General features: G+C 27.3%; 11 protein-coding genes. 2 read left to right on the forward strand and 9 right to left on the reverse strand.

Annotated elements, in window-relative coordinates; translation table 11 throughout:
* Positions 1-13 precede the first annotated feature (13 nt).
* Positions 14-1,207 carry a methionine gamma-lyase gene (megL, locus tag BLP75_RS15605; RefSeq protein WP_092727468.1) on the reverse strand — a complete coding sequence of 398 codons (1,194 nt, stop codon included), beginning with the start codon at positions 1,205-1,207 and terminating at the stop codon, positions 14-16.
* A gap of 955 nt (positions 1,208-2,162) precedes the next feature.
* Between megL and BLP75_RS15610 the strand changes: the two genes are divergently transcribed.
* Positions 2,163-2,774, forward strand: coding sequence for an acetate uptake transporter (locus BLP75_RS15610; protein ID WP_092727469.1), 612 nt, complete (start codon positions 2,163-2,165; stop codon positions 2,772-2,774).
* A 138-nt stretch (positions 2,775-2,912) separates the two neighbouring features.
* Here the strand turns inward: BLP75_RS15610 and BLP75_RS15615 are convergent, their stop codons facing one another.
* Both BLP75_RS15615 and BLP75_RS15620 read right to left on the reverse strand, forming a co-directional pair.
* The gene (locus tag BLP75_RS15615; RefSeq protein ID WP_092727470.1) at positions 2,913-3,680 is read right to left on the reverse strand and encodes a hypothetical protein; all 768 of its coding nucleotides are present in this window, start codon (positions 3,678-3,680) and stop codon (positions 2,913-2,915) included.
* Positions 3,681-3,706: 26 nt separating this feature from the next.
* Positions 3,707-4,525 (reverse strand): MerR family transcriptional regulator, encoded by an 819-nt coding sequence (locus BLP75_RS15620; RefSeq protein WP_092727471.1) that lies wholly within the window; start codon positions 4,523-4,525, stop codon positions 3,707-3,709.
* A gap of 130 nt (positions 4,526-4,655) precedes the next feature.
* Between BLP75_RS15620 and BLP75_RS15625 the strand changes: the two genes are divergently transcribed.
* On the forward strand, positions 4,656-5,285 hold the full coding sequence (locus tag BLP75_RS15625; RefSeq protein WP_092727472.1) for a GNAT family N-acetyltransferase: 630 nt from the start codon (positions 4,656-4,658) through the stop codon (positions 5,283-5,285).
* Positions 5,286-5,330: 45 nt separating this feature from the next.
* On the opposite strand, the gene BLP75_RS15630 is transcribed toward BLP75_RS15625, so the two are convergent.
* From BLP75_RS15630 to BLP75_RS15655, 6 genes are all read right to left on the reverse strand, one after another.
* Positions 5,331-6,386: an ABC transporter substrate-binding protein gene (locus tag BLP75_RS15630; RefSeq protein WP_092727473.1), complete on the reverse strand. Its 1,056-nt coding sequence runs from the start codon at positions 6,384-6,386 to the stop codon at positions 5,331-5,333.
* Positions 6,387-6,593: 207 nt separating this feature from the next.
* A complete protein-coding gene (locus tag BLP75_RS15635; RefSeq protein WP_092727474.1) occupies positions 6,594-7,268 on the reverse strand; it encodes a response regulator in 675 nt (224 codons plus the stop codon).
* 1 nt (position 7,269) lies between these two features.
* On the reverse strand, positions 7,270-8,868 hold the full coding sequence (locus BLP75_RS15640) for an ATP-binding protein (protein ID WP_092727475.1): 1,599 nt from the start codon (positions 8,866-8,868) through the stop codon (positions 7,270-7,272).
* 324 nt (positions 8,869-9,192) lie between these two features.
* On the reverse strand, positions 9,193-10,164 hold the full coding sequence (locus BLP75_RS15645) for a 2-keto-3-deoxygluconate permease (RefSeq protein ID WP_092727476.1): 972 nt from the start codon (positions 10,162-10,164) through the stop codon (positions 9,193-9,195).
* 25 nt (positions 10,165-10,189) lie between these two features.
* The gene (locus BLP75_RS15650) at positions 10,190-11,362 is read right to left on the reverse strand and encodes an NAD(P)-dependent malic enzyme (protein ID WP_092727477.1); all 1,173 of its coding nucleotides are present in this window, start codon (positions 11,360-11,362) and stop codon (positions 10,190-10,192) included.
* Positions 11,363-11,641: 279 nt separating this feature from the next.
* Positions 11,642-12,313 carry a methyltransferase family protein gene (locus BLP75_RS15655; protein WP_092727478.1) on the reverse strand — a complete coding sequence of 224 codons (672 nt, stop codon included), beginning with the start codon at positions 12,311-12,313 and terminating at the stop codon, positions 11,642-11,644.
* Positions 12,314-12,320: the final 7 nt, after the last annotated feature.

A 12,320-nucleotide genomic window follows, 5' to 3' on the forward strand; every position in this document is an offset into this window, starting at 1 on the left:
AATTTTATTTTTCTTATAATCTATCTAAACCTTGCTTTAAGTCAGCTATTATATCTTCTGCATCTTCTAAACCAACAGATATTCTTATTAATCCTTCAGATATTCCAGCTTCAGCTCTCTCTTCTGGAGTGTATGGAGAGTGAGTCATTGAAGCAGGATGTTGTATTAATGTTTCACAGTCACCTAAGCTTACTGCAAGAGTACATAATTCTAAAGAGTTAAGTAACTTCTTACCAGCTTCTAATCCACCTTTAACTTCGAATGCTATCATACCACCTGGTTGATCCATTTGTCTCTTAGCTAAATCATATTGAGGGAAGCTTTCTAATCCTGGGTAGTTAACTTTTTCTACATTTGCATGTCCTTCTAAGAATTTAGCAACTTCCATAGCATTGCTACAGTGTCTATCCATTCTTACTTGTAAAGTTTTCATACCTCTTATTACTAAGTAAGCATCAAATGAACTTAATACAGAACCTGTCATATCTTTTATACCAAATAATCTAACTTGGTTTATGAAGTCTAATTTACCTGCAACGAATCCAGCTAAAACGTCTCCATGTCCGTTTAAGTACTTAGTAGCTGAATGAACTACTACGTCTGCACCATGTTCTATTGGTCTTTGTATATATGGAGTACAGAAAGTATTATCTACCATTACTATACATCCTTCTACTGTATGAGCTATTTCAGATACAGCTTTTATATCTATTAATTTTAAGTCTGGGTTAGCTGGAGTTTCTAAGTAAACAACTTTAGTGTTTGCTTTCATAGCAGCCTTAACTTCATCTAAATTAGAAGCATCAACGAAAGTTACTTCTACTCCATATCTACTCATTCCGTGATTAAACATTGCATATGTACATCCATATAATGTTTTACTTGCAACTACATGATCTCCTGCTTTTAAAGCAGTCCATAAAGCTGAAGTTATTGCACCTATTCCTGAAGCTGTAGATACACAAGCTTCTGCTCCTTCTAATATAGCAACTTTTTCTTCTAATTGAGAGTTAGTTGGGTTTCCTAATCTAGAGTATATATATCCACCTTCTTCAAGTGCGAATCTTCTTCCACCTTGTTCAGCACTATCGAATACGAATGTTGATGTTTTATATATAGGTGTTGTTAAAGCTCCTGATAATGGATCTCTATGATGACCTCCGTGTATAGCTCTTGTAGCAAATCTTTTTTCTTTAATGTTTTCCATTGTTTTGTCCCCCTATAAAATATATTATTATTGTTTATTATATTAGTTAGAAATAGAAGTTTTTATTCAAAACGTTTTCCATACTAATTTTCGACAAGAAATAATTAGTTTTTCCAATTTGTAAAACATTTTCCTGCCTATGCCATAACTATATCATTGCTTTTTAATTTTGTAAACTTCTTCCAAGAAAGTTTTTTTTCTAAGTAAATTTTCAAAAAATTGATATTTTTCTGATGCAATACAACAATAATATAATTGTAAATAATAGATAATACTGAATGGTCAAACAATTCAAAAAACCTTTTCCTGTTTGTATATACATTATATTTAAACGTTCTATACTATATATGTGTCTTTTAATTATATAAACAATCTTTTTCATAATTAAAAATATAACAATCTTTTGTAATTTCAATTATTTCATCTTGCATTTTTTTATAATTATATAAAATTTAGATTATAATTATAAAAATTAGATTTTTAATATTTACATTAATAAAAAGTTCTATTCCTAACTTAATTTTCTTTCATAAAAAATCTTCTATTCTTTATTTTTGTGGCAATATGAAAATAATATTTTTGTTTTACTTAATTTGTTGTAAATTCACATTATTTCGACTTATACTATTTTTTGTATACTGAATAGTAAATACTGCATTTAATAAATATTATTAGAGATTTTTAATATATTTTATCTATATTTTTAATAAATAACATAGGAATATGTAAAAAAAGATAGCTTTTATTTTTTAATTTTCAATTATTTATATAATTTCATATTAAAATTTTCAGATTAAAATCTAAATTTTTACTAAAAATTTAATATTTTGATATTTCAATTATAAATTTCATAATTTTTTATGTACTTGTTATTAATATTATGATATCATAGATGAGTATTTTGTATACAGGATACGACACAATCAAAAGATTTAGACTTTTAGGAGGATTACCAATGACAAATGAAACAAAGGTAAAAGTTGTAACAGCTGATCCTTCAGCATTAGGACTTTTCGGCTTAGCAATGATTACATTAGTTGCTTCAACTCAAAAGTTAGGAATAACTTCAGGAGTATCATTAGTTTTACCATGGGCTATATTTTTAGGTGCTACAGCTCAATTATTTGCATCTATAAATGATTTCAAACATAACAATACATTTGGAGCTACTGCTTTCGGTGGATATGCATTCTTCTGGTATGCAGTTGGGTTTACATGGTTAATACAAAATGGAGTATTTGGACCTGAATTAGCAGCTGCTGTTGATCCTAAACAATTAGGTTTCGCTTACTTAGGATATTTAATATTTACATTATTTATGACTATAGGAGCAATGGAAACTCACAAGGTATTATTTATAATTTTCGTACTTATAGACTTTTTATTCTTAGGATTAACATTAACTACATTTGGAGTAATGGAACATGCTACTCATCAACTTGCAGCATATTCTGAGTTATTAATAGCAATAGCATCATTCTATGGTTCTGCTGCTGCTGTATTAAATACTCACTTTGGTAGAGAATTTTTACCAGTTGGAAAGCCATTCGGTATATTCAAAAAATAATTGTTAATTATATAAAATTTTAAAATTATATTAATAAATATAGATTATAAATTTTTTACACTTACTTAAAACTCATATAAAAACCATAATAGAGCAGTATCAATTATAATTGATACTGCTCTTTTTATAAAACAAATTCTATTTATCTTCAAATATAATTTCTGGATTTATATTTTCTCTTATTTGATTAATTAAACTTTCTTTATTTTGTTGTAATTGAACTAATCTATTTACATTAGCTCCTGATGGATGTGGAAATCCCTTAAGTATTTGATTTTCACTAATTATATTTTCTTCACTTAACTTCTCTAGAACTTCTTCAACTGCTTTCCCTAATGGTATTAATAATATATTTCTAAAATTATCTATACTTTTTAATTCTTGTATAAAATCTTCATATATATATTTCATTAAAAAGTCACTTTTTAATAACTTAGGTGTATGTCCTGAATAGTTTTGTTTTTTCACAAAAACAGGATATGGTATAAGCGATACTGTATGTAGTAGATAATCTTTTTCTTCAAATAACTCACTACAACTTTCTACATTCATAGCTTCATTTAATTTTATTTCATCTAGCATACTAATTATATTTTTTCTTAGACTTCCACTAAATCTACCAGCAACCTTACACTTATATTTAATAGTTTCTATATCTTCACCTTTGTCCAATTCTTTTTTTGCAGTAGATATAGCAGTACTCATTTGTTGAAATCCTGGTGTAATACCTACAATAAATATTTTTGCTTTTGAATTTAAGTATTCGTTATGAGGTGCATAATATATTTCTATATTATTACTTTTATCAATTAAGAAATCTTCAGTTAATAATTCATTTTTTTCATATTTATCTTTAAATGGTAACCTTTGAATAACATCTTTATAATTTTCCAATAATTTTTTCATATATACCTCTCTAATGATATTGTAATTTACTCTTTAAAATAATGGTTATTTTCAACAAGCATTTGAATTTGACAACTATAAGAATCAATATTGAAGAAATCATTAAACAACTCCATTTCTATAAAGCTATTTACTTTTAGATTATTTCGTTTTGCATATTCAATAATTTTCCAAACCCTCTCATCTTCATTATCTTTACTATAAGATAATGTTAGATAATTACCTCTTGGTAAAATTTTTATATTCTCATAGTTATTTATATTTATACCTTCTTTTATTTCACTAAAAACATATATAGGTGTTACTTCTTCTAAAGAGCTTACATTATATATAATGCCCTTTTCTATTTTAATTTGTATATCTTTCTCTTTAATTATCTTATCTAAGTCAGAGTAGTAAAGTAATTCTTTTAAACACCCTGACTCTTTGCATGGTGCTACGACTATATAGCGTTCTTCAAAATATTTAATCTCTATTTCACCATTACTTAAAATTTTTCTAGAATTTTGAACACTATCATTTAATTTATCTATATTTTGTATTACCTCTTCCATCTTTTTTATATTTTCTTTAGCTTCTTCCTTTTTCTTATCTAAAAATTTTAATAATTTTTCAGTATCACATTCTTTAAAAATTTCTTGAAGCTCTGATATGCTAGTTCCTAAAGCCCTACATCCCTTGATTACATCTATGTAAATAAATTGTTCGATTGAATAGTATCTATATCCTGTTGTTTCATCAATATATTTAGGTATAAGTATTCCCATTTTGTGATAATATCTTAAAGCTTTTATAGTGATTTCTTTTATTTTTGAAACCTCACCAATAGAAAATAAATTTTTCATACTACTCACTTCCTTTATATTTTATTAATTATTATTGACTCTCCTTTTAGGGGAGACATTACTATCATTATAAGATATTTAAACAAAATATTATTTAAAAATTTATATATATGGAAGGGTGATTTAAATTATGGAAAAAGTAATGTATAGAGAGTTATCTAAAAGTGATTATGAGCAAATAAAAAAACTTATTTGTGATGCATTTGGCTTCAATGATTTTCTTAAAGATGAAAAGTTATTGGACTTAGTTTTAACTATATATTTAGAAGGATGCATTTTAGATAGTACTTACAGCAGAGTTGCTATAAAAAATGATAAAGTCATAGGTATAATCTTAGGTAAAGCAAATGAAGATAAAAATAAAATCAGAAAATTTCATAATAGCTTAAACTTCTTAACTACAGGAACTAAACTTATGGTATGCAGTAAAAAAAATAAACAGTCTTTAAAAGAATTTTCTAAGATTAAAGATACTTATAAAGAAATTATTTCTGGAAAAGAAAATGAGTTTCAAGGTTGTATTCAACTATTTATTGTTTCACAAGAATCCAGAGGTCTTGGAGTAGGTAAATCTTTAGTATCTCAATTATTTAACTATATGAGAGATATGAATGTAGATTCTTTGTATTTATATACTGACACTAGATGCAATTATGGTTTTTATGATAGTCAAAATTTTAAACGTATTAATGAAAAAAATATCTATTTTGAATCATTTAACAATAATCTTGGTGTATTTTTATATGGATATAAATTTTAATTATAAAAATAAAGAGGAAAGGTTAATTATCCTTTCCTCCTTTAATTAGTTGCTTGATTTTATAACTGTCCATGCCTCATCATATATTTTTTTCACATCCATAGGGAAATCAGTATAGATTTCACATCTATCCATTATTTCTTTAGGCATATATGCATTAGGATTGTTTTTTACATTTTCTGGTTGTTCTGCTCTAGCTTCTTTATTTGGAGTAGTATACCCTATTTCATCAGCTATTCTTAATGCACTTTCTTTATCACTTACAAAGTTGATAAACTTCTCAGCACCTTCAATATTTTCTGCATTATTAGGTATGCATAAGCTATCAATCCAGAAGTTTGCGCCCTCTTTTGGTACTACATAAGTTAAATTAGGATATTCATCTTGAAGATTTAATCCTTCTCCAGACCAAATCATATTTATATCAGATTCACCAGCTGGAATCATAGTTGTTCCATTATCAACTCCGTAAATTGGATTTACTAATTTTCTTTGATTTAATAATAGTTCTTTAGCTTCTTTAATTTCTTTTGGATCAGTTGTATTTAAAGAGTATCCTAATTTCTTTAAAGCTGCTCCCATAGTATCTCTATAAGTATCAAACATAAATATCTTGTCTTTATATTTTTCGTCCCATAGTATATCCCAACTATCTACTTTTTCTTTTACTACATCTTTATTATAAATAAGTCCTACTGTTCCAAACATATAAGGAACTGAATATTTATTTCCTGGATCTATTTCTAAGTTTAAGTATTCTTCATCCATTTGAGATATATTAGGAATATTATCTTTATTCAACTCTTTAACAAGTTTTTTTTCAATCATTCTAGGCATTAAAGCATCTGATACTAAAATAACATCATATTTCACTCCGCCCTTACTAATTTTTTGATACATCGTTTCCATATCATCAAAAGTTTCTACATTAACTTTTATACCGTATTGCTTTTCAAACTCTTTTAAAGTTTCCTCGTCTATATTTTCTCCATAGTTAAGAAAGTTTATTTTTTCAGAAGACTTTTTACTACATCCTACAAAAAATACACTTATCATTAATATGCAAATGAATAAACTTATTAATTTTAATATTTTTTTCATATTATGATTCCTTTCTATTTTTTCGATTATTCTGATACCCAAAATTAATCTTATCTAATCTTTAATACAATTTTAAATACTTATTTTTATATTTGTATATAATTACTATTTTAAATCTATAAACATATATTATGTAAAAAAATTAGATACTTCAATATTGCTTAATTTATTTTATCTCTTATTGTATGTTTTATTACTATCTTTAATTTATAATTTTCTAAACTTATGTTGAGGTCTTCCTACTTTTCCATATTCCACAATTTTTTCTAAATGCCCCTCTTTTTCCATATACTCTAAGTATCTTCTAACAGTAACTCTAGCTACTTTTATTCTTTCCGACATATCTTCAGATGTAAAATATTCTCCATTTATTTTTTCGATTTCATCCCAAAGAGACTTATAAGTATATTTATTAAATCCTTTCGCAAGTCCCTCTTCTTTTTGAATTACTTCAGAATTTAATATTAATTTATCTAATTTACTTTGTTCAATCTCTTCTATATTTTTAAATTCATAATATCTTTCTTTAAACTGAACAAGTGATTCTTTAAACCTCTCAAAATTGAATGGTTTTATTAAATAATCAACAGCTCCATATCTAAATGCTTCTTGAACTCTTTCTATTGTCTTGTCTGCCGTAATTAGTATTACATCTGTTTTAATTTCCTCACTTCTTAACCATTTTAAAAAATCAATTCCATTTTCATTGGGTAAAAATACATCTAACAATATTAAATCTAGATTCTTACTTTTAATAAATTGTTTTGCCTCGGTAAGATTACCTACTGCTTTATATAGCTTAAATCCATCTATTCTTTTTAAAAATCTCGAATTAATATCTCTTACCATAGGATCATCTTCAATAATCATTACTTTAATCAAACTACTCACTCCTTAACATAGGTATATTAATATCCCAAATAACACCTTTATCTACTTTTAATTTAATGGTTCCATTCGCTTGGTCTACTATTTCTTTTACAATACTCATGCCATGACCTCGATCCCCTTCTTTAGTAGTGAATCCTTGGTCATAAATTTTATCTCTATATTCTTTTTTAATCCCTGGTCCATTATCTTTAAGATATATTTTAAGAAATTCACTTTGTTGCTCTATTTTTATATAAATCTGTCCATCTCCATCATTACTAACAGCATCTAATGAATTTTCAATTAGGTTACCTATTATTGAAACAATTTCTTCAGATGTCATAAACTGTGGTAGGCTTGTGATACTAGAATTTTCATCAATTTTAAATTTAACTCGATTTTCTTCAGCTTTATTATACTTAGAAAAAAGTATTGCAGACAAATATGAATCTTTTATATTTTTAGTTAAAATGCCACTTATTTTATTTCTGCTTTTAGCAACATCCGATATAAACTGTATAGCTTCATCATATTCTTCAAGCTGTATTAATCCTGTTATAGTATGAAGCTTGTTCATAAATTCATGATTTTGAGCTCTTAATGACCATGCCATTTTTTTTACTCCTGTAAGTTCTTCTGCTAATTTTGTTAACTCTGTTTTATCTCTAAACGTAGCAATAGCCCCTACTATTTTATCTTTATCTTTTATAGGAATCCTATTAGTCATTATTACCGTATTATTTATTCTCTGCTCTTTTTCAAATTCACCTTCACCTGTTTCTAATACTGTAAGTAATCGCGTTGTTGGAAAAAAATCTTCTATATTACTTCCTATAATTTGATTTTTATCAACTTGATTTCCATAATGCAATATATTTAGTGCTGAATCATTTATAATTGTAATTTTCCCTCTATCATCAATAGCAATTAAGCCTTCATACATAGCATCTAAAATCCCCATTTTTTCATTATATAATCTTGTTATTTCATCTGGCTCTAGACCTAATAAAGAATTTTTTATGTTTTTCGCTAATAAAAAAGCTCCTATAACGCCTATAGTAAATGCACCTAATGAAGTTAAAATTATATATAATATTGCCGTATGCTTAGTTTGTCCTATACTCTGTAACAGAGTACCTACACAGACAAACCCTATTTCTTCTTTACTTTCTGTATCATAAATTGGACTAAAAGCTCTTAAAGATTTTCCAAGCGTCCCTGTAGCTTCAGAAAAATATCTATCTCCTTCTTTAACTACTCTATTTTCATCTCCTCCTACAAATTTTTCACCTATCTTCTGTTCATCAGGATGTGAATATCTAACACCATCATTATCAACTACTATTATATATTCAATTTCACTTAAATTTTTAAGTTGTTTATTAATATATGGGTTAATTTCTTTATTAGGATCTTTTTTATTTAATGCATCTATTACTGGCTTAGAGTTTGCGACTATTTCAGCTACGTTCATCACATTAGTTTTTGCAGTACTTTCAATATTTTTATTCATCCAAGATGCAACAAAAAAAGTTATTATAGATATAGATATGAATACTACTATAATAATTAATATAGTAAGCTTAGTTTGTAATTTCATCTTTTTCTTCATACACTTCACCTCAACTTTTGGAAAATAAGTCCTAACTTTATGATAAGAAATATTTAATTAGGAAATCATTATCCATTACTATTATATAGTACTTATATTCTATTTGTCTTATATTTTATTTAATGAATATATAGGTACTATAAGACATTCTGTATTAAATTTCATATTCAATAAGAATTAACTTAATTAATTTAATATATAAAAATACCCTTTCTTTGTTCAGTTATAATTTTTAAAACTTATTAAATCATAACTTCTAAAGAAAAGGTATTCCTTTTTAATGAAAGTAAATATCTATTTAATTATATATACCTAAGTGTTTTATCAAGATATTAACTCACTACCGGTTTTATTCATTTGTTTATTTTGAGCAAATTTAAATACTGCTGAAACAATAAACGGACAAATTATGGCAGACACTACACATGCTGCTGCTACTTGCGCTGTTGCTACTGTTGCTATAGTAACAACTGTTGGATCTATAGCTGCTACTGCTGCTGGAGTTGCTACTGCATTCCCGGCAGTTGAACCTGTCGCTAGACCAATTATAGGTTCTTCTTTAAATAACTTAAGTAAAACATAAGCTCCTATTCCAGTTAAAGAAGCTATTACACCTAACAGTATTCCTGGTCCTCCTGCTGTTATTATAGTTTCTAAATTCATACCTGTACCTAATGGGAATGAGAAAAATGGTATTAATAATAACTTACTACTTCCAAGGAACGCTCTCATATCAGAATCTATATTACCTAAAATCATACCTATTACTATTGGAATCATTACTGCTACAAGTGACATAATAGGAATTTGAGCAAGACCTGATGCTCCTAGCGCAACTAATGTAAAAAATGGACCATCCTTTAAAGATAATAAAGCATAAGCACCTACATCTGTTTCATCTCCATATTGTGAAGCAAGAGATGCATATAAACCACCATTACAATTTGTTAATGCTGCAAGAATTGCTAATGGTGATAAACCTAAAACTCCAGCAGGTCCAAATATCTTCCCTACAAGTATACCGATCCCAGCACCTACTATAAATTTACCAGTTATTAAAATTGCACCTTTTTTTAATGCTTTTGGTGCTAATTTGAAGTTTATTTGTGAACCAATTAAAAACATAAAACATGCTAAAATTGTTGATGATGCCTTTGGTCCAAACAGTGCAGTTGTAAAACCACCAATTTCTAAAACTTCAGGAAAAAATGTATTAACTAATACTCCTAAGAAAAGGGGAACAACCATCATTCCCCCAGGAATTCGATCTAACGTTTTTTTAATTGGAATTTGCATATTGATTTCCTCCCCTTGGATATATTTATATTCTAGCTACGCCACTCTCTATAGCTGCCTTTTTTATAGCTTCAGCTACATTATTTGCAACAGTTCTATCTAATGCATATGGAATTACGTTATTTTCATTTAAATCTTCATCTTTTATCATAGAAGCTATAGCATAAGCTGCTGCTATTTTCATTTCTTCATTTATCTCTTTTGCTCTAACATCTAAAGCGCCTCTAAATATACCAGGGAAAGCTAGTACATTGTTAACTTGATTTGGAAAATCTGAACGACCAGTTCCTATTACTCTTGCACCTGCTTCTTTAGCTTCATCAGGCATAATCTCAGGAGTTGGATTTGCCATAGCAAAGAATATAGAATCTTTGTTCATAGATTTTACCATATCTTTCGATACAATACCTGGAGCAGATACCCCAATAAATACATCAGCGTCAACTAACGCATCAGCTAAACTTCCTTTTATATTATCTGGATTTGTGATTTCAGCTAATTCTAATTTAGAATTATCAACATTTTCTATTCCTCTATAAATAATACCTACTTTATCGCAAACTATTAAATTTTTAACCCCTGAAGATAATAATAATTTTGTTATAGCAGTACCTGCTGCACCTGCGCCGTTTACAACTACCTTAATATTTTCTATTTCTTTTTTAACTACTTTTAAAGCATTTATAAGTCCTGCTAAAACAACAATTGCTGTTCCATGTTGGTCATCGTGAAATACTGGTATATCAAGTTCTTTTTTTAACCTTTCTTCGACTTCAAAACATCTAGGAGCTCCTATATCTTCTATATTTATTCCACCAAATCCCGGAGCTATAAGTTTAACTGTTTTTACTATTTCATCTACGTCTTTTGTATCTATACAAATCGGAAATGCATCTACTCCTGCAAATTCCTTAAATAATATCGATTTACCTTCCATAACAGGAAGACCTGCTTTTGGTCCTATATCCCCTAATCCAAGAACTGCTGAACCATCTGTTACTACTGCTACTAAATTTCCTTTAGATGTATATTTGTATACGTTTTCCTCATCTTCATGAATTTTTCTACAAGGCTCTGCAACTCCTGGCGTATACGCTATACTTAAATCATCTCTTGTTTCAACTTTTATTTTACTAATAACTTCAATTTTTCCAACTTTATCCTCATGCACTTTTAAACTCTTTTCAAAATAATTCATATATCTCATCCTTCCTTTTGTTGTTGTTTTTATAATTTAATAATATCAATTGGTTTTGTATATGAAAATATTTCGAAAGTTTAAAACATTTTTTGGTTATAAAGAATATTTTGACATTATATTAACAGAGAATATAAATCTTTATACTGCCCGTAGTAAAATTATATTTATACGCTCTATAGACGCATAATTTCATAAGCAAAATACTACATAAAAATAGAACCGCATAAATCATTTATGATACGGTTCTATTTTTATATATTTATAAACCTTTTATAATCACCATATAAAAGGTATTACTCTATACTTTGTTTTTGAGCAATATGCTCTATACCCCTTAAGTTCTCTTAGGAGTATTTCTTCTTCACTTTTTACTCTCATAACAGTTATTGGTATTATCAATAACATAGGTATTAATGAATAATAAGACCCAAGTGCAAGTGGAATAAACAATGACATTAATATCATTCCTAAATACATAGGATGACGAATTATCGAATATAGACCAGATGAAATTACATTTTGATCCTCTTCTACTTGTATTGTTGTCGATGCATAGCTATTTTGTTTAAATACATAAAATATAAATATATAGGATGCAAAAACAATAATATTTGATAAAATTACAAGCCATAACGGTTCATTTGACCAATTAAATCTGAAATCTATACCAGGTAAAATAAAACCAATATAATATAATTTTAAAAACAAAGGTGATTTTTTCTTAATATTTTTTTCCTTACCTTTAGTTCTTCTCGCTAGAAATTCAGGATTTCTGTTTATAAAATAAGCTGTAATAGAAAAAGTTATTATAGAAAATCCTGACCAAAGAATCCACGCTTGCCAAAATTTCATTGTCCATGCTGGAAGAAATAAAATAACCCACATAATAACTGTAAGTATAATTGGAACTGTAAATAAACTTTTCTTTGATACACTATTAGCTTTCATTGTTGTT

Origin of the sequence: Romboutsia lituseburensis DSM 797 (assembly GCF_900103615.1) — a bacterium.
Lineage (GTDB): Bacteria > Bacillota > Clostridia > Peptostreptococcales > Peptostreptococcaceae > Romboutsia_F > Romboutsia_F lituseburensis.

Coding starts and splice junctions, on each gene's coding strand:
- BLP75_RS15625 (WP_092727472.1), top strand. CDS start 4,656: ATGGAAAAAGTAATGTATAGAGAGTTATCTAAAAGTGATTATGAGCAA.
- megL (WP_092727468.1), bottom strand. CDS start 1,207: ATGGAAAACATTAAAGAAAAAAGATTTGCTACAAGAGCTATACACGGA.
- BLP75_RS15655 (WP_092727478.1), bottom strand. CDS start 12,313: ATGAAAGCTAATAGTGTATCAAAGAAAAGTTTATTTACAGTTCCAATT.
- BLP75_RS15620 (WP_092727471.1), bottom strand. CDS start 4,525: ATGAAAAATTTATTTTCTATTGGTGAGGTTTCAAAAATAAAAGAAATC.
- BLP75_RS15640 (WP_092727475.1), bottom strand. CDS start 8,868: ATGAAGAAAAAGATGAAATTACAAACTAAGCTTACTATATTAATTATT.
- BLP75_RS15610 (WP_092727469.1), top strand. CDS start 2,163: ATGACAAATGAAACAAAGGTAAAAGTTGTAACAGCTGATCCTTCAGCA.
- BLP75_RS15615 (WP_092727470.1), bottom strand. CDS start 3,680: ATGAAAAAATTATTGGAAAATTATAAAGATGTTATTCAAAGGTTACCA.
- BLP75_RS15630 (WP_092727473.1), bottom strand. CDS start 6,386: ATGAAAAAAATATTAAAATTAATAAGTTTATTCATTTGCATATTAATG.
- BLP75_RS15645 (WP_092727476.1), bottom strand. CDS start 10,164: ATGCAAATTCCAATTAAAAAAACGTTAGATCGAATTCCTGGGGGAATG.
- BLP75_RS15650 (WP_092727477.1), bottom strand. CDS start 11,362: ATGAATTATTTTGAAAAGAGTTTAAAAGTGCATGAGGATAAAGTTGGA.